The organism is Streptomyces sp. NPDC048659, assembly GCF_040650575.1.
In the GTDB taxonomy this organism is placed as follows: Bacteria; Actinomycetota; Actinomycetes; order Streptomycetales; family Streptomycetaceae; genus Streptomyces.
Window position 1 is genome coordinate 66,505 of record NZ_JBEZHM010000025.1, and the last position, 25,528, is coordinate 92,032.

19 protein-coding genes are annotated in these 25,528 nt (G+C 76.6%); 7 read left to right on the forward strand and 12 right to left on the reverse strand.

Features of this window, described 5'->3' with window-relative positions; genetic code table 11:
* Positions 1-72: 72 nt before the first annotated feature.
* The 7 genes from AB0C99_RS20410 to AB0C99_RS20440 all read left to right on the forward strand — a co-directional run bounded on the left by AB0C99_RS20410 (position 73) and on the right by AB0C99_RS20440 (position 10,984).
* Positions 73-891, forward strand: coding sequence for a phosphatase PAP2 family protein (locus tag AB0C99_RS20410; protein ID WP_362476765.1), 819 nt, complete (start codon positions 73-75; stop codon positions 889-891).
* Positions 888-1,922 carry a DMT family transporter gene (locus tag AB0C99_RS20415; RefSeq protein ID WP_362476767.1) on the forward strand — a complete coding sequence of 345 codons (1,035 nt, stop codon included), beginning with the start codon at positions 888-890 and terminating at the stop codon, positions 1,920-1,922. Before AB0C99_RS20410 ends, AB0C99_RS20415 begins: the two co-directional genes overlap by 4 nt.
* Before the next feature lie 158 nt (positions 1,923-2,080).
* Entirely contained in the window at positions 2,081-3,085 is a 1,005-nt protein-coding gene (locus tag AB0C99_RS20420) for an SPFH domain-containing protein (protein ID WP_362476768.1), read from the forward strand.
* On the forward strand, positions 3,082-3,975 hold the full coding sequence (locus tag AB0C99_RS20425) for a hypothetical protein (RefSeq protein WP_362476770.1): 894 nt from the start codon (positions 3,082-3,084) through the stop codon (positions 3,973-3,975). Before AB0C99_RS20420 ends, AB0C99_RS20425 begins: the two co-directional genes overlap by 4 nt.
* A gap of 258 nt (positions 3,976-4,233) precedes the next feature.
* Positions 4,234-5,082 (forward strand): GNAT family N-acetyltransferase, encoded by an 849-nt coding sequence (locus tag AB0C99_RS20430; protein WP_362476772.1) that lies wholly within the window; start codon positions 4,234-4,236, stop codon positions 5,080-5,082.
* Between the two features lie 929 nt (positions 5,083-6,011).
* On the forward strand, positions 6,012-7,706 hold the full coding sequence (locus AB0C99_RS20435) for a S8 family serine peptidase (protein WP_362476829.1): 1,695 nt from the start codon (positions 6,012-6,014) through the stop codon (positions 7,704-7,706).
* Positions 7,707-7,933: 227 nt separating this feature from the next.
* Positions 7,934-10,984, forward strand: a complete 3,051-nt coding sequence (locus AB0C99_RS20440; protein WP_362476774.1) for a helix-turn-helix transcriptional regulator — start codon at positions 7,934-7,936, stop codon at positions 10,982-10,984.
* Positions 10,985-11,071: 87 nt separating this feature from the next.
* Here the strand turns inward: AB0C99_RS20440 and AB0C99_RS20445 are convergent, their stop codons facing one another.
* From AB0C99_RS20445 to AB0C99_RS20500, 12 genes are all read right to left on the reverse strand, one after another.
* A complete protein-coding gene (locus AB0C99_RS20445; RefSeq protein ID WP_362476776.1) occupies positions 11,072-13,432 on the reverse strand; it encodes a hypothetical protein in 2,361 nt (786 codons plus the stop codon).
* Positions 13,429-17,229, reverse strand: coding sequence for a hypothetical protein (locus AB0C99_RS20450; RefSeq protein WP_362476778.1), 3,801 nt, complete (start codon positions 17,227-17,229; stop codon positions 13,429-13,431). The genes AB0C99_RS20445 and AB0C99_RS20450 overlap by 4 nt, the downstream gene beginning before the upstream one ends.
* A gap of 88 nt (positions 17,230-17,317) precedes the next feature.
* The gene (locus tag AB0C99_RS20455) at positions 17,318-17,932 is read right to left on the reverse strand and encodes a hypothetical protein (protein WP_362476780.1); all 615 of its coding nucleotides are present in this window, start codon (positions 17,930-17,932) and stop codon (positions 17,318-17,320) included.
* A complete protein-coding gene (locus AB0C99_RS20460; protein WP_362476781.1) occupies positions 17,929-20,133 on the reverse strand; it encodes a hypothetical protein in 2,205 nt (734 codons plus the stop codon). Before AB0C99_RS20460 ends, AB0C99_RS20455 begins: the two co-directional genes overlap by 4 nt.
* Positions 20,130-21,446: a baseplate J/gp47 family protein gene (locus tag AB0C99_RS20465; RefSeq protein ID WP_362476783.1), complete on the reverse strand. Its 1,317-nt coding sequence runs from the start codon at positions 21,444-21,446 to the stop codon at positions 20,130-20,132. Before AB0C99_RS20465 ends, AB0C99_RS20460 begins: the two co-directional genes overlap by 4 nt.
* Entirely contained in the window at positions 21,443-21,841 is a 399-nt protein-coding gene (locus AB0C99_RS20470; RefSeq protein ID WP_362476785.1) for a hypothetical protein, read from the reverse strand. The genes AB0C99_RS20465 and AB0C99_RS20470 overlap by 4 nt, the downstream gene beginning before the upstream one ends.
* 14 nt (positions 21,842-21,855) lie before the next feature.
* Positions 21,856-22,200 carry a hypothetical protein gene (locus AB0C99_RS20475; protein ID WP_362476787.1) on the reverse strand — a complete coding sequence of 115 codons (345 nt, stop codon included), beginning with the start codon at positions 22,198-22,200 and terminating at the stop codon, positions 21,856-21,858.
* Positions 22,200-23,891, reverse strand: a complete 1,692-nt coding sequence (locus AB0C99_RS20480) for a hypothetical protein (protein WP_362476789.1) — start codon at positions 23,889-23,891, stop codon at positions 22,200-22,202. Before AB0C99_RS20480 ends, AB0C99_RS20475 begins: the two co-directional genes overlap by 1 nt.
* Entirely contained in the window at positions 23,888-24,250 is a 363-nt protein-coding gene (locus tag AB0C99_RS20485) for a hypothetical protein (RefSeq protein WP_362476791.1), read from the reverse strand. The genes AB0C99_RS20480 and AB0C99_RS20485 overlap by 4 nt, the downstream gene beginning before the upstream one ends.
* A 67-nt stretch (positions 24,251-24,317) precedes the next feature.
* Positions 24,318-24,818 carry a hypothetical protein gene (locus tag AB0C99_RS20490; RefSeq protein WP_362476793.1) on the reverse strand — a complete coding sequence of 167 codons (501 nt, stop codon included), beginning with the start codon at positions 24,816-24,818 and terminating at the stop codon, positions 24,318-24,320.
* A 10-nt stretch (positions 24,819-24,828) separates the two neighbouring features.
* A complete protein-coding gene (locus AB0C99_RS20495) occupies positions 24,829-25,128 on the reverse strand; it encodes a hypothetical protein (RefSeq protein ID WP_362476795.1) in 300 nt (99 codons plus the stop codon).
* Between the two features lie 2 nt (positions 25,129-25,130).
* Positions 25,131-25,523: a hypothetical protein gene (locus AB0C99_RS20500; RefSeq protein ID WP_362476797.1), complete on the reverse strand. Its 393-nt coding sequence runs from the start codon at positions 25,521-25,523 to the stop codon at positions 25,131-25,133.
* Positions 25,524-25,528 lie beyond the last annotated feature (5 nt).

The window sequence follows — 25,528 nt, forward strand, 5'->3', positions numbered from 1 at the left end:
GCGTCTCGATGAATTCGAATCTAGAGTTCCTCCGTTTGCTGTCCGAATTGCAGGGAAAAAGGGGGCCGCGTCATGGCTGCCGGGATACGCGGGATACGGAGATCACGTCCTGCCGGACCGGGGACGGCGGCTACCCCCAGACCGCCCCTCGTCCGTGAGCTGCTGCTGGTCACGGCGCTCTTCCTCGTCTACAAGTTCGGCCGGCTCCTCGCCAACGGGCACGAGACCCGCGCGTTCCGCAACGCCGACCGGCTGTGGGACGCCGAGCGGGCGCTGCACCTGCCCGGCGAGGGCGCGGTCCAGGACCTGCTCCTGCACGGCGAGGGCCTGGTCAGGGCCGCCAACACGTACTACGCGGCCGTGCACTTCCCCGTCACCCTCGCCTTCCTGGCCTGGCTGTACTGGCGCCGCCCGGCCCACTACGTGTGGTCCCGCCGGGTGCTCGCCCTGCTGACCGCCGCCGCGCTCGCCCTGCACCTGCTGCTGCCGCTCGCGCCGCCCCGGATGCTCGCCGCGACCGGTCTCGTCGACACCGCGCAGGTCTACGGACCCTCGGTGTACGGGGCGACGCCGGAGGCCGACTCGATGGCGAACCAGTTCGCCGCGATGCCGTCGCTGCACTTCGGCTGGGCCCTGATGGTCGCGATCGGGCTGATCGCCGCGATGTCCTCGCGGTGGCGCCTGCTGTGGCTGCTGCACCCGGCGCTCACCCTGCTCGTGATCGTCGGCACCGCGAACCACTACTGGTTCGACGCCCTCGCCGCCGCCGTGCTCCTCGGGCTCGCCCTGCTCGTCTTCCCCGCGCCCGGCCGGGCGCGGCGGACCACGGCGCCCGGGCCCCTCGCCCCCGCCGGAGCCACCGCCACCGCCACCGCCGGAGCCCTGCGATGAGCCCCGTCGCCGGGACCGCCGTCGCGATCCTCCTCTCGCTCGTCTCGGCCGCCGGGTACGCCCTGGCCGCCGTCGCCCAGTCCCGGCTCGCCTCCGCCTCCGCCGGCGGCCCCGGGGCGCTGCGGCGGCTGCTCGCCCGCCCCCAGTGGTGGTCGGCGGTCGGCCTGAACGCCGGCGGCGCCCTCGCGCACGTGGCCGCCCTGCACTACGGGCCGCTCACCCTGGTCCAGCCACTGGGCGCGCTGACCCTCGTCGCCGCCCTCCCCATCGGCGCCTACGGCGCGCACCGCCGGGTCACCCGCGCGGAGTGGCGCGGGGCGCTGTGGACCCTGGTGGGCCTGATGGGCCTGGTCGCCGTGACCGGGCCCGCCGCCCCGGGCGAGGCCCTGAGCCTGCGCGAGGCGCTGATCGTGACCGGCGCGACGCTGCTCCTCATCGGGCTGCTCGCCTCCCGCGCGCGGGCCCACGAGGGGACGGCCTCGCGGCGCCGGGGCCTCGGCCACGCGACCGCGTCCGGGATGGCCTCCGGGGTGGGTTCGGCGCTCACCCAGACGCTGACCGCCGCGCTCGCCCGCGACCTGCCCGGCGGGCCGACCGGCTGGTGGCAGACGGCCCTGCTCGCCGTCCTGATCGCCGCCTTCGCGGTCGGCGGGCTGCTGCTCTCCCAGGTCGCGTACCGGGGCGGGCTCGCGGCGCCGCTCGCCGTCGTCAACCTCTCCAACCCGGCCGCCGCCGCCGTGATCGGCGTGGCCCTCCTCGGCGAGACCTTCCGCGCGGGCGCCTGGGGCTGGGCGGTCGCCGCCGCCGCGTCCCTCGTCGCCGCGCGCGGGGTCGTCCTGCTGACGGCGGGGCTGGGGCCGGAGGCCGACGGGACGGCCGGGCCGGTGGAGGCGGCGGGGGTGACCGTGACGGTCGAGATGGGTGGTGCGGCCTCCTTGACCGGCGTTGCCGGGGTCGCCGGGGTCGCCACCGTGGCCGGGGTGCCCGCCCAGCCGACCGGGCCCGTGGCCGTGCCCGCGCCCGTGCCGTAGCCCGTATCACCCCTGACCCTTCCCCCTCCCTCTCCATCTCCATGGACCCCCGCGCCGCGCGGGGGTCCACTCGTTTCCCTGCTCCCCCAGCTCTCGTCATCTTGACGACAATCGATGGACACCTCTATCGTCACAGTGACGACAAGGGGAGGTCACCCATGGCCGACATCACCCGGCGCGCAGGCTGGCGCCATCTGCGTTCCGCGCCCACCGTCCACATCCGCCACCAGCGCGGCGGCCGGATCGTGCACGACGGCGCCGGGCTCAGCTTCTGGTTCCGCGCGCTCTCCGCCGCCCTCTCCGAGGTGCCCGTGGACGACCGCGAGCTGTCGATGTCCTTCCACGCCCGCACCGCGGACTTCCAGGACGTGAGCGTGCAGTCCACCGTCACGTACCGGATCACCGACCCCGGCGCCGCCGCCGGACGGCTCGACTTCTCCGTCGACCCCGACACCGGCGTCTGGCGCGGCACGCCGCTGGAGCAGATCGCCGGGCTGCTCACCGAGAGCGCCCAGCAGCACGCGCTCGACGTGCTCGCCCGGATCCCGCTGGCCGAGGCGCTCGTCGACGGGGTCGCGGCGGTACGGGAGCGGATGGCGGCCGGGCTCGCCGCCGAACCCCGGCTGCCGGACACCGGCATCGAGGTGGTCGCCGTCCGGGTGGTGGCCCTGCGCCCCGAGCCCGAGGTCGAGCGCGCGCTGCGCACCCCGGCCCGCGAACGCGTCCAGCAGGAGGCCGACCGGGCCACCTACGAGCGCCGGGCCGTCGCCGTGGAACGCGAGCGGACCATCGCCGAGAACGAGCTGGCCAGCAAAATCGAGCTGGCCCGGCAGGAGGAGCGGCTGGTCGAGCAGCGGGGTGTCAACGCGCGCCGCGAGGCCGAGGAGAGCGCCGCGGCCGACGCCGTACGGGCCGAGGCCGAGGCCGCGCGCACGGTGCGGCTGGCCCGCGCGGAGGCGGAGGCGGCGCGCGAGGTCGGCGCGGCGCGCGCGGAGGCGCAGACCGCCTGGCTGCGGGCGCACGCGGACGTCCCGGCGGCCACCCTGCACGCCCTCGCCGCCACCCGCGCCGCCGAACAACTCCCGCGCATCGAGCACCTGACGCTGTCCCCGGACGTCCTCACCGGGCTGCTGGCACGGCTGGGCCGCGGTGCGGACGGATGAGCCTGGCGCCGCGCGCGGTGCTCGTGCACCGCACCACGGAGTACCAGGAGCTGCTGGCCCGGCACGGGACGCCCGGACAGGCCGCGTTCTTCCTGGCTTCGCGGGGGCGTTCGGTCACGGAGGTCCGCGAGCGCCACGAGCGGGCCGGGCGGGCGCTCGCCGAGGTCGCCGCCGCCGTGCCGCTGCGGTGGCGGCGGGCCCGGGTCGAGCGGGCCGACCTCGACCGCTTCCTGTTCGGGCCCGAGGACGTGGTCGTGGTGGTCGGGCAGGACGGGCTGGTGGCCAACACGGCCAAGTACCTGGCGGGCCAGCCCGTCGTCGGGATCGATCCCGAACCGGGGCGCGGTCCCGGGGTCCTGGTCCGCCACCGCCCGGCCGATGCCCGCCGGCTGCTGCCGTCCGTCACGGGGGTGCGGACGGCGGTGGACGCCCTCACCATGGCGGAGGCGGTCACGGACGACGGGCAGCGGCTGCTCGCCCTCAACGAGGTCTACGTCGGCGCGCCCGGCCACCAGACCGCCCGCTACACCCTGGCGGCGCCCGCCGGCCCGGCCGAGCGCCAGGCGTCCTCGGGCGTCCTCGTCGGCACCGGCACGGGGGCGACCGGCTGGCTCCGCTCGCTCTGGCACCAGCGCGCGAGCGCCGTTCCGCTGCCCGCGCCGACCGCCCCGGGCCTCGCCTGGTCGGTACGGGAGGCGTGGCCCTCCCCGTCCTCCGGCACCGGGCGCGTGGAGGGCCTGCTCGGCCCCGGCGACGCCCTCCGCCTGACGGTCGAGTCGGACCGTCTGGTGGTCTTCGGCGACGGCGTGGAGACGGACGCCCTGGAACTGACCTGGGGCCAGTCCGTACGGGTGGGGCTGGCGGGGACGGCCTTGCGGCTGGTGGGGTGACGGGCCCCGTTCCCCTGGGTGGCTGGGCCCGCTCAGGGGAACGGCGGGTGCGGCGAGCAGGACGGCCGGAAAGCGACGGCGGCGGGCGGGGAGGGGGCGCGGCGCGGCTATGCTCGGCGGCTCTCCGCCATCGCCCCGCCATCACCCCGGCGTCGCGCCACCGTTGACCCGCCGTCGCCGCGCCATCGATCCGCCGCCGCCCCTCAGCCGCCCCGCCATCGCTCACCCGCCGCCTCACCGTCCGCCGAAGGGACCCCCATGAGCCTCCAGATCACCCGTGCGTCACTCCAGGACTGGGCGCTGGTGCGCGACTGGGCGGCCGAGGAGGGGTGGAACCCCGGCCGGTCCGACGCCGAGGCGTTCTTCGCGCAGGACCCCGAGGGCTTCTTCCTGGGGCGGATCGACGGGGAGCCGGTCTCGGCGATCTCGGTCGTCAACTACGACGACTCCTATTCCTTCCTTGGGTTCTATCTCGTACGGCCCGAGCTGCGCGGTCTCGGCCACGGTCTGGCGACCTGGCGGGCGGCGCTCGCCCACGCGGGCGCGCGGACCGTCGGGCTCGACGGGGTGCCGGCGCAGCAGGACAACTACCGCAGGTCCGGCTTCGCCCCCGCCTACCGGTCCGCCCGGTTCGTCGGCGAGGTCCCGGAGCCGGAGCGGCCGGTGGCCGGGGTGCTGCCCGCGGAGCGGGTGGACCCGGCGGCGCTCGCCGCGTACGACGCCGCCTGCCACCCCGCCGAGCGCCCGCGCTTCCTGGCCTCCTGGCTGACGACACCCGGGCACCGCGCGCTGGTCCGGCTCGTCGACGGCCGGGTCACCGGCTACGGGGTGGTCCGGCCCGCCGAGCAGGAGGCCCGGGTCGGGCCGCTGTTCGCCGACTCCCCCGCCGACGCGGCGGCCCTCCTGGACGCGCTGGCAGCGGAGGCGCGCGCGTTCGGCGCGGACCGGATCGCCGTCGACATGCCGGAGGCCAACCCGGCGGCGGCCCGCCTGGCCACCGAACGGGGCCTGGAGCCCACCTTCGAGACGGCCCGCATGTACACGGGCCCGATCCGCCCGATCGCGGGCGACCGCGTCTTCGGCGTGACCACGCTCGAACTGGGCTGAGCGGGGGGGCGGGGAGGCCGGGCGGGGCTCGGGCGGGCGGGCCGAGCAGTCCGGGCGGTCCGGGCGGTGCGCGGGCGCGGCGTCCGGCGCCGCGCCCGTACGACACGAACGGCCCGCGCGCGGCCACCCTGCGGCACAGGCAGCCCCGCCCGACGGCCGCACCGCCGTACAGCCCCCGCCCCACGCCCCTGCGCCGCGCGAGTCGTCCCCGCGCCGCCCCCGTACGACATGAGCGGTCCCCCCACCGCCCCCTGCGGCCCGCGCGGCCCCTGCCCCACAGCCGCACGGCCCGCGCGGCCCTCGCACCCCATCCGCGCAGCCCAAACCGCTCCCGCGCCCCCACCGTTCCCGCGCCCCGACGGCCGCCCCGCACCCCCACCAGGTGCCCCCGCGAGCCACCCCCCGCCCCGCCCGCCGGGCCCTCCTCGCCCGCGCCCCGCAACCCCCCTCCCCTGTAAACCTCCCCGGGCCCCCTTCCTCGTCGGCGGGTTCCCCCGCCCCTCCCCCTCCCTCCCCCGAGGGGTGACAAGGGTTTTCCCCGTATCGGGTTCACCTCGGGTTTCCCTACTGTCTGCCGCACCGGCGGATCCCCTCCCCCCTCCTCTCCACCTGTCAGGTGCATGAGCAGGGTGAGCCATGTCCGCCGGGGACGGCCTTGACCCGGGCCGTCGCGCCGGTGGCGGCGCACGGGCCCCCACGCCCAGGGAGACGACGGACGCGACCCCACTTCGCCCCGCGTGTCCCGCGCCGCCGCCACTGCTCCCTCACGTCGTACTCGAAAGGGCCACACCTTGAACGGTTCCAGGCGGAGAGTCATATCCGTGGTGGTCGCGAGCGCCGCGATCCTCGGCGCCGCTGCCACCACCTCCGGGGCGTTCGCCGCCGTCCCGGGCGCTGTCAGCCCGAAGCCCGTCCCCGCTTCCCAGTCGATGACCGCGCTGCCCAGCGCCCCCGTCGACAAGGTCATCGTGACCTACAAGTCCTCGGCGGCCGAGGCCGGTTCGAACACCGCCGCCAAGAGCGACGCGGCCGACAAGGCCGCCGCCACCGGCGAGAAGCTCTCCTTCGAGCGCCGCCTGGCCGGCGGCGCCGCCCTCGTCGACCTCGGCGGTTCCGCCACCAAGCAGGACGTCGCCGAGGTGATGGACGCCTTCCGCGCCGACCCGCAGGTCGCCTCCGTGGAGCCGGACATCCGCGCGTACGCCATGGCGGTCACCCCGAACGACACCGACTACGCCAAGCAGTGGGACCTCTTCGAGCCCACCGGCGGCATGAACGTGCCCACCGCCTGGGACAAGACGACCGGTTCCGGCGTCACCGTCGCCGTCATCGACACCGGCTACGCCGCCCACTCGGACCTCGCCACCAACGTCGTCTCCGGCTACGACTTCATCTCCGCGTCCGCCGACGCCCGTGACGGCAACGGCCGTGACGCGGACTCGAAGGACGAGGGCGACTGGAACGCCACCGACGGCGAGTGCGGCACCGGCTCCAAGGCGTCCAACTCCTCCTGGCACGGCACCCACGTGGCCGGCACCATCGCCGCGGTCACCAACAACACCAAGGGCATCGCGGGCATCGCGTACAACGCGAAGATCCAGCCCGTGCGCGTGCTCGGCAAGTGCGGCGGCTCGTCCTCCGACATCGCCGACGCGATCACCTGGGCCTCCGGCGGCACCGTGCCCGGTGTCCCCGCCAACGCGACCCCGGCCAGGGTCATCAACCTGAGCCTGGGCGGCGCCAGCGCCACCTGCCCGAGCGTCTACCAGAACGCGATCAACGGCGCCGTCTCGCGCGGCACCACCGTCGTCGTCGCCGCGGGCAACAGCAACGCGGACGTGTCCGGCTTCACCCCCGCGAACTGCTCGAACGTCATCTCCGTGGCCTCGACCAGCCGTGAGGGCAATCGTTCCTTCTACTCCAACTACGGTTCCCTCGTGGACGTGGCGGCCCCGGGCGGCGAGACCCGCCGCGCGACCGACACCCCCGGCACCGTGACCACGCCCGAGAACGGCATCTACTCCACGCTGAACTCCGGCACCACCGTCCAGTCGGCCGAGAGCTACAAGCCCTACCAGGGCACCTCGATGGCGGCCCCGCACATCGCCGGTCTGGCCGCGCTCCTGAAGTCGGCCAAGAGCAGCCTCACCCCGGCCCAGATCGAGTCGGCGATCAAGACCAACGCCCGCCCGCTGCCCGGCACCTGCACCGGCGGCTGCGGCACCGGCATCGCCGACGCCGCCAAGACGGTCGACGCGGTCACCACCACCCCGCCCGCCGGCACCGTCTTCACCAACGCGACCGACGTCGCCATCGCGGACAACGCCACCGTGTCCTCCTCGATCGCCGTCACCGGCCGCACCGGCAACGCGCCGGCCGCCCTCAAGGTCGACGTGGACATCAAGCACACCTGGCGCGGGGACCTGGTCGTCGACCTGGTCGCCCCCGACGGGACCGTGCGCAACCTGAAGGCGTCCTCCTCGTCGGACAGCGCGGACAACGTGCTCGCGACCTACACGGTCGACGCGTCCAGCGAGGTCGCCAACGGCACCTGGAAGCTCCAGGTCCGCGATGTGGCCTCGGGTGACACCGGCTACATCGACTCGTGGAGCCTGACCTTCTAGGTCGCCAGGGTTCCGCCCAGAATCACCCCCCACATCAGCATCACCGCTGGTCAGCGAAGCGCTCGTGGTCTACACCACGGGCGCTTCCTGGCGTCGGTGACGGACCGTCGACCGGCGCGTGCCGTCCGTATGCCGGACAGCGGGCCTGGACTCCGGCGACAGGCTCCGTATTCTCTGCGCAACGGGGCTCACGGGCCGGGCCCCGAGGGCCGGAGGGTGGTGGAAGCATGACGTCAGCGCCGCCGGCGCCGGTGGGCCGCGAGGAACTCCTCGCCCGCCTCGAACGCGTACTGCAGTCGCGCGGGCGGGCGCTGCTCACGGGACCGGCCGGGGTCGGCAAGACCGAGGTCGCGCTGGCCGCGGCGGCGCGCGCGGAGGCCCGCGGCGAGACCGTGCTGTGGCTGGCCACGCTCCCCGCCGACCGCGAGATACCCGGCGCGACCGCGGCGGCCCTGGTCGCCTCGGTCGCGGCCACCGTCACCCGCCCCGCCCCGGTCCCCACGCCGACGCATGCCCCCGTCCCCACGGCGGTCCCGGCGCCCGGGCCCGAGGGAGCGGGCGGCCCCGAGGGGCCCGGCGCCGTCCCGGCGGGCGCCGAGGGCTCCGGGCCCGGCCCGGAGCGGGCGTTCACCGGCCGGGACGCCGCCACCCCCGCGTACGGGACCGCGCCCGCCGGGCCGCACGGGGCCCACGGGGCCGACGGGGCGCACGGGCCGCTCGGCGTCTCGGCCACCGGGGTGTTCGACGCGCTCCCCGGGCCGCAGCGGACCGCCGTCGCCATGCTCTGCCGCGAGGCCCCGCTGCACGACGGCGGCTGGGACCCGATCGCGCTGCGGCTCGGGATCGCCCGGATCCTGCGCGCGCTCACCGCGCGCGGCCCCGCCCTGCTCGTCGTCGACGGGGTGCAGCACATCGACCCCGACAGCGCCGACCTGCTCCGCTTCGCGCTGCACCTCGCGCCGCCCGCGCTCAGGGTGGTCTCCGTGGAGACACCGGCGGCCTACGAGGCGTACGGGACGCAGGACCCGCGCGACACGCACCTGTGGGTGCCGTCCGAGGCCGACGTGCTCCTGGTGCCGCCGCTGCACGCGGACGAGATCGCCGAACTCCTCATCCACCACCGGCTGCCGTCCCGGATGGCCGGGCGGATCCACAAGGCCAGCGGCGGCAACCCGCGGCTCGCGCTGGCCGTCGGGCGCTCGCTCGCCGACGCCCGCACCCCGGTGCACCACGCCGAGGCGCTGACCCTGTCCGGGCGGGCCCGGGACCTGGCCCGGCAGCTGCTCGGCGCCGCGCCGCCGGACGTGCGGGAGACCCTGCTGCTCGCCGCGCTCGCGCTGCGCCCCTCGGCGGCGCTGGTCCGGCGCGCCGGGCGGCCGAACGCGGAGGCCGACCTGGCGGCGGCCGAGCGGGCCGGGCTGGTGTCGCTGGCCGAGGACGGCACGGTCGCGTTCACCGCCGGGCTGCTGCCCTCGACCCTGGTGCACGACGCCTGCTGGGCCGAACGCAGCGCCGGGCACGCGGCGTTGGCGCAGGTGGTGGACGACCCGGTGGACGCGGTGCGGCACCGGGCGCTGGCCACCGACGCGCCCGACGAGGAGCTGGCCGCCGAGGTCGGCGCGGCGGCGGACCTCGCCCGGGGGCGCGGCAATCGCGGGCTCGCGGCCGAACTGGCCCTGCTGGCGGCCGAGTCCACACCGGGACAGTACGGGCACCGGCGGATCGCCCGGCTCGTGGACGCCGCCGAGGAGGCCGCCCGCGCGGCCCGCGCCGATCTCGCCATGCGTGCCGCGACCGACCTGCTGGCCCGCGACGCGGTGCCCGCCGACCGGGTGCGGGCCCGGCTCGCGGTGCTGGACACGGCGGGGCAGGGGCTGACGGGCCTCGACGAGATGTACGTGCACGCCATGGAGGACTCGGAGGACGACACCGCGCTGCGGGCGGCCGTACAGCTCCGGCTGGCCGTCAAGTACGTGCTGGCGGACGGGGATCCGCTGCGTTCGCGGGCCGCCGCGGTGGAGTCGGCGGCGCTGGCCGCCTCGATGGGCGACCCTCGGCTGGCGGCGCAGGCGCTGACCGTGCAGGCACGGATGGAGCGGGCGCTGGGCTCGGCGGACGCGGACGCGGTGCTCGCGCAGGCCCGCGCCCTGGAGACGGCCGAGCGGCCGGCCGGGATCCGCAACGCGGCTCAGATCCTGACGATCCGTCACGCCCTGTTCGACGGGCGGCTGGTGGATGCCCGGGACCAGCTCAACGCGCTGCTGCCGCTGGTGCAGCGGCGCGGCTCCGTCGAGGACACCATCGAGCTGCTCAGCACCCTGGCGGAGATCGAGTCGCGGCTCGGGCCCTGCTCGGCGGCGCTGGCGCACGCGGGCCAGTCGCTGGCGCTGACGCTGGAGGCGGGGCTCTCCCCCGGGCCCGCGTGGTACGCGCTGGCGCTGGCGGAGACGGCGGGCGGCAGCTTCGGCCGGGCGGCGAGCTACGCGCGGCGCAGCGTGCAGGCGTCGGAGGAGGAGGGCGACCGGGTCTTCCTGTCCCGCAGCCTGTACGCGCTGGGGCGGGTGCAGTTGGTCAACGGGGACGTGGCCGCCGCGCTGGAGACGCTGCGCCGGGTGGAGGCGAACGAGCGGGCCCAATCCACGGTCGACCCGTCGATGCTGCGCTGGCACGAGGAGCTGGCGGAGGCGCTGCTGGCGCACGACGCGGTCGAGGAGGCGATGGCGGTGCTGGCGGAGGTGCGGCCGGTCGCGGAGCGGCTGGGGCGGGCGTCGGTGCTGCTGGGCTGCGACCGGGCGTACGCGCTGTGCCTGGCGGCGGAGGGCCGTACGGACGGGGCTGCGGAGCTGCTGAGCGGGACGGCGGAGCGGTTCGGGCGTGCGGGGCTGCCGCTGGAGCGGGGGCGGGCGCTGGTGGCGCTGGCCCGGGTGGAGCGCAGACGGCGGCGCCGCTCGGCGGCGCAGGCGGCCCTCCAGGAGGCCGCGGGGGTCTTCGAGCGGGCCGGTGCGGCCCCGTGGCTCGTGCTGACGAGCGAGACACCGGCCGGCCCGGCGGGTGAGGGCCCGGCGGGCCCGGCGGGCCCGGAGGCGCTGTCGGCGCGGTCCGCCCTGACCGAGGCGGAGCTGCGCCTGGCCCGGCTGGTCGGGCAGGGAGCCAGCAACCAGGAGGCGGCGGCGAAGCTGTACCTGAGCGTGAAGACGGTGGAGGCACGACTGACCCGCATCTACCAGAAGCTGGACGTGCGCTCACGCGCCCAGCTCGCGACGGCGCTCGGACGCTGACGGGGCGGTGACCGGGCGGCCCGGGGCTCCCGCGCGAGGAAGCCCGACCTGCTCACGGCGTACTCAGGGCCTGCTCAGGGCGCGTACTCAGGGCGTGCCGCCGCCCTGGTGGCGCCGCATGACCTCGCGCGCCGCCTCCTGCTGGATCCGGGCGGCGCGGAGCTCCTTGCGGTAGTGCTCGCCGATCTCGGCGGCGGTCTCGCCGAAGTGGCGCCAGTACGTCTCCCCCACGGTGACCGCCTCGCCCCCGTCCCGGAGCACCGCGGCGTACAGCAGGTTCTTCGCCATGTGCGCTTCGCGCTCGACGCTGGTCAGGTCGAAGACCACGAGGCGGCCGGGGGCCCGGACGATCAGGTCGGGGGTCAGGTCGCCGATCAGGCGCGGCTTCCCGTCCTTCAGGAAGAGGGGTTTGAGCCGCTGTTCCAGCTCGGCCACCCCGGGGGTGGCCTTCACGAACTCCTCGATGGGCGTGTCGAGGAGCGCGGCGGGGAGCTTCGCGAAGCCGCGGATCGCCGTCTCGCTGACGAGGGTGAGGCCGCTGCCCGGGAACCGGGCCGTCACCAGGCGGGAGAAGGCGGAGTGCAGTCTGCTGCCGCGCTTGGCGGCCGTGAACCCGGCACTGCCCGGCTGCGCGCCGACCTCCGCGATCGCCTCGGCCACCAGCTCCTCCAGGACCTCCACGGTGAGCACCGCCGCGCCCGGGGCGCGGCGAGGAGGCTTCCTCCTCTTCAACTTGTCGAGCATCCCGGACAGTTCCTCGATCTCCTCCGGGGTGAAGAGGCGCTCGGCCGCCTGCTCCGCGTTGAGCTCCTTGCTGATCTCGGTGCGGGAGATCACCCAACTGCCCTTGGCCTCGGCCCCGGAGGCGAGGATGTCGTCGCCCGCGCCCACGCTGAGCAGCACCCCCTCCCGGGTGACGAGCACGGGCCGCTCGGCGAACAGGAGCCGCAGGACGTCCAGCAGCCGCAGCCCGATCCGGTCGAGGGCGGCCACCCCGATCCGGTTCACGGCGAGCACCGCGCGGACCACGCCCCGGCCGGCGCGGGGCAGCGAGGCGACGGCCTCGGGCAGGGTGAGCAGCGCCATCAGGATCTGGCCCACGATCCGTCCGGCGTCGAAGAACTCCAGTTGGTCCAGCTTCTCGACGAAGGCGTCGCGCAGCGCCCGCAGCCCCTCCCGGGCGGTGACCAGCGGATGCGTGACGGCGGTGACGAGCCCGGTCCACAGCCGGTGCCGGTCCTCGGCGAGGCGGGCGGAGAAGAACGACCCGGCGAGCGTCCCGAGCAGTTCGAGCACCTGGTACTCGTACTCGCCCGCGCCCCACACGATCCCGGCGAGCACCTGCGCCCCGTCGAGCACGTTGGGCTCCCAGTGGGAGTAGACGTACGACCAGGGCACCCGCCGCTCGCGCAGAAAGGTCCGGAACGCCCGCACCCGTACCAGGGCCAGCGTCTCCCCGAGCCTGCCGAGCGTGCGCAACTCCTCGCAGCAGGCCATGAGTTCGGTGTCGTCCAGGCCCTGGAGCCGGTCCTTCATGGTGGCCGCCACGACCGAGCCGGGCGCGTACGCCAGCCCGCGCCGCAGGTCGTCGGCGACCGCCGCGGCGACCGCCCGGGCGTCCGGGCGGGCGTGCCCGACGACGGTGATCTCGCGGAGGGTGGTGAGGTCGGAGGTGTACGCGAGGATGCCGTCCCGCACCGGTCGCGCGTCCCAGGTGGTGACCCGCAGCCCGGTGTCCTCGCGCCGCCCGTTCGCGCCGACGCGGTGCACGGCGTAGCGCCCCCCGGGCACGGTGGCGAGTCTCAGCCCGCTCCGTTCGGCCTCGATCGGCGCCAGGTGGAAGGCACCGGGACCGAGCCGGGCGGCGACGGTCCGCTCGTGGTCGGTGCCGCCGAGCGCGGGCACCAGCCGCACCCGGTGGGAGCCGACCAGCAGGTCGTCCACGGAGATCCGGCCGAGCAGCGCCTCCCGGTACTCCGGGCCCATCCGCCGCCGCAGCGCGGCGAGCCGCTCGGGCGTCCAGGGCTGCTCGGGCGCGGGCGCCGGGGCCCCGGTGCGGGCGCCGCCGCCCAGATTGCGCCCGCCGGTCCCGGCCCGCGCCCCGAGGCCCAGCCCGCCCTCGGGCCGCCCGGCGGGCCCCGCGCCTCCCCGGTCCCGGCGCAGCCGCACGGTCACCGGGCGGCCCCCGGAGGCGTAGCCGGGCACCCGGTAGCCGTCGCTCCCGGGGTCCGGCGCCTCCGGCGGCCCCGGGCGGGCCCGCTCGGGCGGCACGGCCGGCGGGCCGGGCGCGCCCGGCTCCGCGAACCGGCCCCCGGCCGCCCGCACCGCGTCGGCGACGGCCCGCCGGACGGCGGCCTCCAGCAGCCGGGCGGTCTCCGGGGCGAGCCCCTCGGGCGGGGGCGGGAACACGGGCGGGTGGAAGCGGAGCTCGGGACGGCCCTCGGTCATCGGACCCGCCGTCCGCCGACGATCCGGTAGACGGTGCTGACGTCGTCGGCGGTGACCTCGAAGACGATGTCGGGGTGCCGGGCGCTCAGCCGGGCCAGCACCCCGGCGCGCGGCCCGCCGCCTAGCGCGGCGGCGCAGATCGAGCAGACCTCCTGGTCGACCCGGATGAAGACGGTACGGCCGCGCGCGGCGGCCCGTTCCGCGTCGGTGAGGCGCGCGAGCCGGGTGTCGAGCCGCTGCCCGAGGTCCTGTTCGGCGTGGCCGTGGGCCTGCGGCACGACCACCTCGTCCGGCGGCCGGACGGGATGCCCGGGGGCGTACGAGCCGAGGGCGCGCGGCGAGCCGCCGGTGAACAGCTCCCCGGCGAGGGCGGGGATGTCGGAGCGGGCGACGGCGACCGTACCCTCGTACCCGGCGGCGGCCTTGGCGGTCGGCGGCACCTCCTGCGCCCCGGCCGGGGTGGCGCGTTCTTGGAACCCGGCCCGCTCGCGGGCGGACGGCGCCCGCAGCCCGGCCGCGACCTGGCGCAGCCGTTCGGCCTCGACGGCGGCGCGGGCCGCCGCGAGGTCCCCCCGGAGCAGGTCCTGTACGGCGGGATCGCCCGGCCGCTCGGGCTGGTGCGGGCGCCGCGCGCCGCCCCACGCCTCGTCCAGGAACTCCTTGGCCACGGGGTCGCGGGCCTCGCGGGCCCGCAGCTCCTCGGGGCGCGCCCGCTCGTACCACCACCGGTCCAGGGCGGCCTCCCGGTCGGTCAGCGAGGCCCGCTTGAGCTGCGCCCAGCCGGGCCAGGCGGCGGCGGGCCCGGACCGGGCGGACGCGGCCTCTGCGGCGTCGGCGGGGACCGGGAGCGGGACGGCGACGGGATCGGACGCGGCGACGGGAGCGGAGGCGGCGCGACCGGACGCGGAGCGGAGGCCCGCCATGGAGCCGGGCGCGAAGGCGGCGCGACCGGACGCGGAGCGGAGGCCCGCCACGGAGCCGGGAGCGGACGCGGAGGGACCGGACTCGACGGGACCGGACGCGGACTCCGGGCCGTACGCGAGCGCGCCCCCCGCCCCGGGCCCGGCCCCCGGCGGCAGCGCGCCCCCCGCCCCCGCCCCGACCCCCGGCTCGACCCGCCCCGAAATCCGGGCGGCCGTGCCCCGTGCCCCGGGCGACGCGTGGGCGAGGCCCTCCGCGGCCTCGTCGGCGCGCGAGGCGAGGGCCTGGGCCCAGGCCCGGGCCTCCGCCGCCGGCAGGCCCTGGCCCAGGGTGTGCTCCATCCGGCGCCGGGTCAGCGCCATGGCCTCGGCCCAGCGTTCGGCGGTGACGCCCTCGGCGCTCAGCAGCCGGGTGAGCAGGGCCGCCTTGACGAGGGTCGGCGCGGCGCGGGTGAGGAGCGCGTGGAGCAGCGGCTCGACGGTGAAGGCGCCGATCACGCCGACGACGGTGCCGAACTCCATCGTGCGCGCGTACGCCTCGACACCGGACCAGCGCGCGTCCACGACGTCGTGGGCGAGGGCCGCCAGGGCAGCCGAGGAGGCGCCGCCGACCGCGCCGGTGACGAGCTTTCCGGCGAGCCAGGAGGCGATCCGGGCGCGCAGTCCCGCAGTGCCGAAGCGGCCCGCCGCGAGTCCGCCGAGGCCGCCGCCGATCCGGAAGCCGACGGAGCCGAGGTAGCCGTCGACGGCGGCCGTGGCGAAGCCGCCGACGCCGTCCTCCTCGTGGAGCAGGACCCTGACCAGGTGGAGGGTCTCCGAGAGGCCGACGCCGACGCCCACCGCGCGCGCCCCGCCACCGAGCCGGAGGAGGGAGGCGACGACACCGGCCTCCCACGCGAGGGCGGCGCCGCCAACGGCGACCACGGCGAAGCCGGCCCAGCGGTAGGCGGTCCCGGCCTGCCCGAGCCGCCACTCGACGAGCCGCGCCTCGAAGAGGCCGACCGGTTCGAGCAGCGGCCCGGCGGCGCGCGTCCACGGCTCCGCGCGGTCCGCGGCGCGCGACACGAGCTCGAACCGCACCGCGTACGAGGGCAGGCCGCCCTCCTCGGTGGCGAGGACCTCCAGGAGCCGGATGCCGAGGGCGACCCGGATCTCCTCGAAGTCGTCGGCGGTGATCCCGGCGGCCCGCGCGGCGCGCGCGGCGGCCTCGGCGGCGAACTCCTCCTCGGTGTACTCGCGCGGGTCGCTCCCGGTGAGGACGGCCTCGACCAGCAGCAGCCGCTGGGCGAGGAGTGCGGCGCGCAGCGCCTCGGCCCGGCCGGGTTTGGGGCGCAGGACCGTCGTGGTCTTCTCGTACAGGAGGTCCACGGCGCCGAGGAGCCCTCCGGCGGGCACCGTCCCGTCCGGTCTGCGGTCGAGCCGCAGGGCACCCTGTCCGGGGCCGCCGGGCGTGTACGTGTGGGCGGTGGTGGCGGCGCGTTCGCCGGTGAGGGCGGCGCGCAGGGCGCGGACCCGGTCGTGTCCGGCGTACGGGGTGGTCTCGCACTGGCGGAGGAGCTCCAGCCGCAGGGCGAACCGGCCGGTGGAGTCGGCCGCGTCGAGAAAGGCGGCGAGCGCGCCGTGGCCCGCGAGATCGTCCAGGACGTGTCCGAAGAGGCCGCCGGTGCGGCCGGGCGCGTGCCGCGCGGTCTCGTCGAGCAGGGCGCGCAGGGCCTCGCCGAAGGCGGGGTCCCCGATGAGCGGGAGGATCCCGGCGGCGATCCGGCGGGCGGCGGGGCGGAAGCGCGCGGCGTCGAGGCGGTCGGGGCCGAGGTCGAGGGAGGCCCGGCAGTAGAGCACCCGTTCGCCCTCCTCGTCGGGCCATTCGAGGCCGCGGAGCGCGGCGGCGGGGACCTCGGGGAAGGCGTCGCCGTCGGCGAGGAGGAGCCGGGCGGCGGGCTCGTGGTGCGCGGGCCCGGGGCCCGCGTGCCGGTCGAACAGCAGGAAGAGCGCGTCCCGTTGGATCCCGGCGGGGGTGCGCACGGGGGTGGAGGCGGCGCGGAGCACGGCGGGCTGGATCCGGACGTGGATGGTCTCGCGGGCGTACTCCTCGGCGTAGCGGCTCCAGGGGAGGCCGGTGGCGCGTTCGAAGACGAAGGGGTCGACGCAGAATCCGGTGTCGGGCACGGTCAGCGCGGTGACCAGGCCGGGGCCGAGGGCGGCGACGTCGCCGAGGGCGACGCGGGGCAGCCGCATGGTGGTGAAGACGACGTGCCGGGGCGGTACGCGGGGGATGCGGGCGGCGACCGCGCCGCCGGTGTCGGCGTCGGTGAGGCGGCGCAGGGATGCGGCCGTTCCGGCGACCGCCCAGGCCGGCACGGTGGCTCCGCCGTGCTCCCGGGCGGAGCTCGCGGTGACCAGTTCCTCGCCCAGGGCGTGCGGGGCGTGGGCGTGGCCGAGCCGGACGAGCCAGACGTCCGCGTCGCGGACCTGGCCGCCGAGCGAGCGGTACAGCGCGGCCTCGGGGAATTCCCGGCCCAGCACCTCCGCCACGTAGCGGAGGTAGCGCCCGACCTCGATCCGGGCCCGCGCGGTGCCGACGACGGTCCAGGGCGGTTCGCCGCGCGACGGGACGGCGGTGCGGCGCCCGGCTCCGGCGTACGAGGGCAGGGCGTATCCCCCGGGGACGTCCCGGTCCGGCTCGTGGGCCTCCCGGATCGCGGCCCCGGCCGCGGCGGGCGCCGGTCCGGCGGGGCGGCGGCGGGCGGTCTCCCGGGCGGCGCGGTCGAGGCGCCGGGCGACGAGGGCGGTCAGCCGGCCGGTGAGCGCGGCGAGTTCGTCGGGCCCGGGTTCGCCGGTGAGGACGATCCGGACCGGTACGTGGACGTGGGTCTCCACGGGGCGCCGCCTCGGCTACTCGGCGACCGGGATCGTCACGCCGGGGGCGAGGGGGAGGAAGAGGTCGCCGGCCATGGGCGGGCTCCGTTCAGTCGGTGACGTAGCTGAGCTGGACGCTGGAGATGAGGATCGTGTCGGCGTCGGTGGCCGAGGTGAGCGAGGCGGTGACGAAGTAGCGGTAGAGGGACATGTCGACCCGGTTCTTGTCCGGCGACACGTCCTGGGGGTCGCCGAAGGTGCCGGTGCAGGTGATCTGGGCCAGGGCCTCGCGGTTGGCGCTGTCGGCCAGCGGGGAGCGGAAGAGGACGACGGAGAGGGCGGCGGCGCCGCTGTTGACGCCGAAGGCGCGGAGCCTGGTGAGCCGGGCCCCGTCGGGCGGGGCGACGAGGAGGAGGCCCTGGGCGGAGTTGTCGAGCGAGGACTCCCGGGTGGCGACGCCGTTGCGGTCGAGGGCCCACGCCTTGGCGGGCGACACCGGTACGAAGGCGGGGGCGAGGCTCAGTTTCCGTTCGACGGGCGGGCGTTGCCCCACGGCCTTGAGGCCGGTGTCGATCTGGCCGACGACGGTCCCGAGCCGCTCCAGGTCCTGCTGGATGGCGTCGAAGCGCACGTTGAAGCCGTTCTGGCCGCTCGCGGCGACGCGGTCGCGGTTGTCGACCCAGGCGACGTGTTTGAAGGTGGGGCTGAAGACGATGTCGGTCACGGATTCCCTCCGGGCAGCAGACGGGTGACGACCTCGACGCCCAGCGGGCGCAGCGCGTCGAGGAGGCCGACGATCAGGGAGCGGGTGGCGGGGGGCAGGGTGTGGCCCGCGAGTTCGGGGCGCAGCCGGACGGTGAAGCGGTAGCCGCCGGTGCGGTCGCCCGTCCGGTAGGCGGCCTGCACCCAGGCGGGGCCGCCGTGTTCGCCGCGGACGGACATCGTGCCGGGGGCGGTGGTGAGGAGGGCGGCGGCGCCGTCGCCGGTGGACCAGCCGAGGACGCCCGCGGCGCCGATCTCGGCGGGCGGGGGCGTCACGGTGAGGGGGACGGTGGTGCCGATGGGCAGCACGTCGCGGAAGAGTCCGGGGGCGGTGACCCGGACGGGGTCCTGGTGTTCCTGGGCGACCGTGACGACTCCCTGGTCGACCCGGACGTAGCTGAAGCCCGCCGTGTGGGCGAGCGCGCCGAGGGTGCCCGCGGGCAGCCCGGGGTGGCCGAGGCGCAGTTCACGGGCCTCCCGGGCGAGGGGGCTCGCGGTCGGGGTGAGGTCGCGGCGGACGGCGAGGAGTCCGGTGGTGCCCGGGGGCAGCAGGGCGATGAGCGCGTCGAGGTGTTCGGCGAGCTCGCGGCGCATCCGGTGGTTCTCCAGGTCGGTGCCGTACTCGGCGTGGGCGGGGTCGTCGTGGCGGACGAGGAAGACGGGGTCGAGGGCCTCGCCGGGCGGCATGGGGAGCGGCGGGGCGGGGTCGGGGGTACCGTCGGCGCCGATGGCGGTGGAGTCGGCGACGGTGACGGGGCGGACGAGGAGCTCGCGGGTGGCGGAGACGGTGAGGTCGGCGAGGCGGAGTTCGGCGACGACGACGAGCCGCCCGGGGGCGGTGCCCCGCAGTTCGACAGAGGCGCCTTCGGCGGGTCCGGTGAAGGCGCAGCGGCCGGCGCCGTCGCGCAGCAGGTACCAGCGGATGAGGGAGCCGGGGGGCGGGTTGAGAGGCCGTACGGAGAGGGTGCGGGTGCCGTCGACGGTGAGGGTGCCGTCGCCGGTCTCCATGCCGAGGAGTTCGCCGGGGGCGCACTCGGCGTAGACGAGGCCGTCGGGGCGGTGGGTGACGAGGTCGAAGCCGGACCAGTGGGCGAGGGCGGCGATCCGGCTGGCGGGGATGGTGTCGTGGCTGAGGAGGACGGCGCGGCCGGTGGCGCGGGCGTCGGGGGCGGCCGGGTCGTAGCCGGCGTGGACGACGGACCGGGAGGCGAAGAGGTTGAGCCGGGCGATGGCCGCGACGACGACCTGCTGGACGACGAGGGGTTCGGGGGTGCCGGGCAGCGGGCGGGAGTCGGCGGCGTGCGGGGACAGGGCGGTGAGGAGGCCGGGGTGGAAGACCTCGTCGCCGGGGGGCCGGCGCGGGTCGGTGCCGACGGTGCCGAGCAGGTCGACGCTGAGTCCGGGCGGCAGGTCGAGCGGGGCGACCCGCAACGGCAGCAGGCCGCGCCGGAGTTCGGCGTCGGTGTCGTCGACGAGGAGCGGGGCGGCGACGCCGTCGAGGGGCCCGACCGCGTCGTTGAGGGCGGCGGCGAGTCCGGCGGGGGTGGGCAGGGTCCAGCGGCGGGCGACGGTGAGCCGGCGCCGGTAGGACGCGTCGGTCTCGCCGGGGGCGCGGACGAGGCCGAGTCCGGCGCCGTGCCGGTCGAGCTGGACACCTTCGGCGTGGCCGGGGAAGCGCTGAGCGGTGGTCCTGGCGAGCTGGGCGCGGAGCTGGTCGCGTTCCCAGCCGACGGCCCACAGCAGCCGGCCCATGGTGCCGAGGAGCGCGGTGAGCAGCCACCAGTCCTCCTGGCCGCCGGGGAGGGCGGACTGGACGCCGGTGAGGAGGCCGGTGCCGTCGGGCAGCGGGACGGAGGCGCCGGCGGCGAGCCCGTCGGGCAGCGGCAGGGCGAGCGGCGCGGCGCCGCGCACCCCGAAGGTGACGGTGGTCCCGGCGGGGACGTCCCGGCGGGCCTGGAGGACGTACAGCGGGCGGGGGACGACGCCGAACCGGTCGGTGTGGACGCGGAAGTCGTACGGGGTGACGGCGGTGCCCCGGATGTCGAGCGGGAGCCGGTCGGCGCCGCGCGCGAAGGGCGCGGTGAGCCGGTCGGCCATGTCGGCGGCGGCGAGCCGGGGCGGGGCGGCGGGGGCAAGGACGCCGGAGACGCTTGCGGGGTTCACCGGGTGGTCACCTCGATGCTGCTGAGGGCGGGGTCGGCGGCGAGGACGGCCATCTCGGTGGGGCCCATGGCGAGGGACGCGCCGACGGCCGCCTCGACGGTGCCGAGCTGGTAGGCGACGCCGCCGAAGCCGAAGCGGCCGAAGGCGGGCGGGCAGCGCCGCAGGTGGAGCCGCCGGACGTCGTCGACGCCGGGCTGTTCGGCGAGGGCGCACATCACGCGGGCGTACAGGACGTCGTCGCCGAGCCGGAGCCGGCCGATGTCGGCGGTGAGGCGGGCCCGGAGGCGGTCGGTGACGGTGGGGCCGTCGAAGCCGGCGGCGAGGACGATCTCGGCGCGGACGGCGACGTCGATGTGGTCGGCCTCGACGATGTTCAGGTGGACGCCGATGGGCCGGACCCGCTCGACGGCGGCCTGGACGAGCTCGTACACGCCGGTGACGGCGCCGGGGCCGGGCAGGGTGCGCCAGGGGCGCAGGCCGCGGTGGGCGACGGCGACCTCGGCGAAGTAGGGCTCGCCGACGCGGCGTTCGTCGCTGAAGGTGCGTCCGCCGAAGTCGAAGCCGCCGAAGTACGCCTGGGAGACGTCGATGCCGCCGAGCGGGTCGGTGACGCGGGCGTCGAGGACGTCGGGCACGCCGAGCGCGGCCTGCCGGACGCTCTCCACGGTCCACAGGGCGCGCGGGAGGGCGATGATCCTGGCCCGGTACGTGTCGTCGTCCTCGGGGAGGAGTTCGTCGAAGGGGGCCGGGTTGGTGACGGCGAGGGTGGCGGGCGGCCAGTCGGCGAGGTACTGGGCGCGGTGCGCCGGGTGGACGTCGTCGACGGTCCCGGCGGGCACCGGGTCCTCGCCGGGGTCGACGGCGAGGACCCGGACGGTACGGGCGGGGGAGGCGGCGGTGAGTTCGACGGGGGCGGTGGTGGCGAAGGCGCGGGCGGGGTCTCCGGCGCCGAGCAGGACGGTGGCCTCGGGGACCGCGTAGGTCCGGCCGGGGACGCCGCCGCCGAGGGTGAGCCGGACGGTGCCGGCGCGGCGGGGGGCGTGCCGGGCGAGTCCCGCGTCGGCGCCGAGGAGTTCGAGGGCGGCGCCGTCGGCGGTGGCGGTGAACTGCCCGTAGTAGAGGGCCTCCATGCGTTTCCACAGTTCGGCGTCCTCCTGGGCGACGACTTCCAGGATCTTGCCGAGGGGGCTGGTCGGCGAGAGGTCGATGTCGGCGCCGAGGGCGGCCCGGGTGCGGGCCCTGCTCTCGGCGAGGATCACGTCGAGGCCCTTGAGGACGAAGCCGTCGGGGGTCACGCCGTATTCCATGGTCATGCCTCCACGTCGGCGGTCAGGGCGGTGGTCCGGCCGTCGAGGGCCTCGACGAGGACCCGGACGGTGAGGACGCGGCCGACGCGGTCCTCGTCGATGGAGACGTCGGCGACCTCCCGCACCCGGGGGTCGGCGGCGAGGGTACGGACGATCTCCAGGCGGAGCAGGTCCCGCAGGACGCGGGTGCCGCCGGGGTGGGTGAAGGCGGCTCCGGCGCTGAGCCCGTAGCGGTGGTCGCAGCGGTCGCTGCCGTACGGGGTGAGCAGCCGCAGCGTGAGCGCCTGGACGAGGTTGGCGAGGCCCTGGACCTCGGCGAGGCCGGTGCCGCGCAGGACGAGGTCGCCGTCGTCGAGGAGCAGGCCGCGGCCGAGGGGGTCGGGCGGGACGGGGGTGGGCATGGGCGGGCGGCTCCTCAGTCCGTACGGAGCAGGGTCTGGCCGGGGTCCTCGACCCGCCAGGCGACGGGGAGGACGGGGCTGGCCTGGGTGGCGCCCCGGGCGGTGGCGAGGGCGACGGGGGCGCCGTCGACGGTGAGCAGGCGGCTGGCGCCGGTGCTGACGGTGGTGACCTTGACGCAGGGCGCCTGGCCCCGGGAGGCGTCGGTGTTGGGGCAGCCGGGGACGGTGGCGGCGAGCAGGTCGGTGACGAGGAGGGCGGGGGCGCCGTCGACGGTGAGCGCGTGCTGGGAGGCGGTGACGAGCAGCGGGGCGCCGTGGGCGCACTTCAGGACGGCGGCGGTGGTGAGGACTTCGGGCATCAGCTCACCCGTACGGAGGCGCCGTCGAGGGACAGCGCGACCGTCCCGTTGGTCAGGGTGATCCCGGCGCCCGCGGTGCGGACGGTGACGGCTCCGGCGGGGTCGATCTCGATGGTGGTGCCGGTGTGGTGCTCGATGGTGACGGTGTCGTCGGCGGGCGGTTCGGGGCGGGTGCCGACCGGGGGGAGTTTCGGGGTGCCGACGAGGATGTGCAGGCCGCGGGCCTGGACGGTGCGGGCGCCGCGGGCGTCGGTGAGGTCGTTGACGCCGGGACCGGTGGGCTGTCCTTCCGCGTCGGTGCCGGTGGGCAGGGCGAGCCAGTAGTCGCCGGGGCGGGGTTCGGGGGCGCGGGCGCCGGGGGTGCGGGGCCAGAGCCAGCCGACGACGGCGGCGTCGTTGACGAGGTTGCGGTTGTGGGCGAGCAGGGCGCGCATCCCGGGGTAGACGGGGGTCATGAGCCCGCAGGGGCCGAACGCGAAGGGCGCGGCGACGGGTTTGTCGAGCAGGACCTCGTCGCCGACGGTCCCGGTGACGCTGGGCAGGGCCTGGGAGGGCGGCGGGGACTGGCCGTAGCGGAGGGAGACCTGGTGGCCGGCCGGGCGGTAGCCGCTGACCTCGCCGACGTCGACGGCGGGGCGGGCGAGCAGGGCGCGTTCGGCGCCGGTGTCGAGGCGGTCGGCGACGGCCCGGACGCCGTCGACGGCCTCGACGGACTCCCCCGCGGCGGCGGCGACGAGCTGGACCTCGCACACGTAGCCGGTGCGGACGCCGAAGCGGTGGACGAGCCGGTTGACGCGGAGCGGTCCGGGCGGGGCGTCGTCGAGGCCGCGGAGCGTGGCGGTCTGGCCCACCCGCAGGCCGGGGTGGCCGAGGACGGTGAGGTCCACGGAGTCGCGGACGGGCGGGCGTTCCTCTCCGGGGGCCACCACGAGGGTCTCCTCGCCCTGGGTGTCGCCGTACCGCACGAGGTTGGTCTCGGGGTCGAAGGCGACCGGGGCGGGGTCGTCGGCGCCGACGGCGGGGCCTACGAGGACGGTGCCGTCGCGGATGACGACGGGGGCGCGGGCGGTGCCGGCGAGTTCGCGGAGGGCGTCGAGGGCGGTGGGGTTGCGCACGGTGTGGTCGGTGAGCTCGGTGTCGAGCGCGGAGCTCTTGGCGAGGGTGAGCCCGGCGGCGGTGACGATCCGGTCGGCGAACTCCAGGGCGGTGGCGGCCTCGGCGCGGTGGGCGGCGGCGCCGGTCGTCCGCAGGGCGTAGCCGCCGGCGTCCTGGCCGGTGAGGCGGACCCGGCTGAGGCCGTCCTCGGCGACCCAGGAGGCCAGTCTGGTGACGCGGCCGACCATGACGGGGAGTTCGTCGGCGGCGCGGACGTCGAAGTAGCCGAGCCGGAGGGTGGCGGCGAGCGGGCGGGCGGCGAGGGTGGCCCGGAGCGCCTGGACGGTCTCGGCGGGCAGGTTGACGAGGACGGCTTCGAAGGTGCTCGCGACGGCGCCCTCGGCCATGGTGACGGTGATGTCGGCGTCGAGGACGAGGGAGCCGCCGAAGAGGTCGTTGGAGACGCTGAGCGGCAGTCCGGCGAGGGGGCCGGTCTCCCCGGTGGCCGCGGCGGCGGCGCGTGCGGTCCCGGCACCGGCCGCGGCGGGGGGCGGCTGTTCGGCGAGGGTGAGGCTGTAGCGGATGGCGAAGCTCATCGGGCGGTCACCTCCGCGAGGACCCGGGAGCCGTGGGCGCCAGTGCCGTTGAGGTTGCGGACGTGGACGCGGGCCTCGCGGAAGACGAGGGCGAGTCCGCCGGCCGGGCAGGGCAGGGCGCGGACGGCCTTGCGGCGCAGCAGCGGCACGAGGCCGCCGGGCTCCTCGCGGGCGACGGCGACCACGAGGAAGGGGCCGCCGTCGAGCAGGTCGAGGAAGCCGTCGGCGGCGGCGGTCGCGTCGACCGTCGGCTCGTCGGCGTTGACGTACAGCTCGATCCGGTAGACGTGCTCGCCGAAGCGCAGCCGGAAGCTTTGGGGAAAGCCTTCGTCGGCGTCGACGGGCAGACTCGCCTGCATCGGGCTCCTCTCGGGTCGGTGCGGGGGTTCGGGGGGGGGGACGGTCAGGGGCGGCCGGGTGCGGCGCTCAGGGGAGCGGCGGCCCCGGGTGGCGGGGTACGGCGGCGGGGGCGGGCGGGGAGGGGACGGCGGCGCTCCCGGCGGCGAGCGCGAGGTCGGCGAGCTCGCCGACCAGCGCGCCGAGGCTGGAGCGGGGCACGTGCTGGAGGGTCATGGACAGGTCGAAGGCGTCCCGTTTCTGCACGCTCTGGGTGAAGCGGAGGTCGGTGATCTGCATGTCGAGGCTGAGGGTGAGCCCGCAGACGACGGGGATGCCGCTGGCGGCGAGCGCCGGGCCCGCGGCGGCGAGCAGGGCCCGGGAGGTGAGCGCCAGCACCTCCAGGGCCTTCTTCGTCGCGAAGCGTTCGGGGCCGAGCAGCACCGCCTCGACGGCGAGGGTTTTGGTGGACGGCTGGGTGGCCTGGGAGAAGCGGCTGCCCAGGATCCGTTCGACCCGGTACCCCTCGGTCAGGGTGATGCTCTGCACGTACAGCAGGGGGATCGTGCCGACGAGCACCTGGTCCGCCACCGGCTGTCCCCTATCCCCGGCTGCCGAGTTCGCGGTCGAGTTCCTCGAAGACGTGCGCGGCGATCCGGCGGACGTGGTGGTCCTGGAGGGTGCCGACCACCTCCACCTCGACGGGGAAGTGGTAGTGCACGACCTGCCCGGTGTCGCTCCGGTGGGTGATCCGGGCCTCGCTCCCGGGGGCGGGCAGGATGTACTCGCCCTCGTGGACGAGGGCGATCCCGGTGCGTTCGACGCGGTCGCCGTCCGCTTCTCGCGGGGCGCCGGACGGGTCGTACGCCGGGCCGTGGGAGGGGTCCTCGGGGAAGGTCATCCTCAGCCCTCCACGCCGACGTTGAGGGCCATGCAGGTGAAGGTGGCCTGCGGGACGCCGTCGACGGTGATGGTGCTGGGCTGGGCGGCGCTGACCACGCAGCGGCTGAACTTGAGCGCGGAGAACGCCCAGTCGTCGCCCCGCTTCTCGGCCACCGCGATGGCGAACTCTGCCCCGTTGACGGCGAGTTCGGTGAGGTCGGCGACGGCGGAGGCGATCGCGGGGATGGTCATCGTGAAGGTGAAGGTGAAGGGCTGGCGCACGAAGCCGACGCCGTCCGCCTCCAGGCTGTGGATGACCGTGTGCGGGACGTTGAACGACGGGGAGAAGTTGGTGATCGGCGAGATCGTCCGGCCGGCGAGTTTGACTTCCAGCCGGGTGTTCCAGTCGGACATGGGGA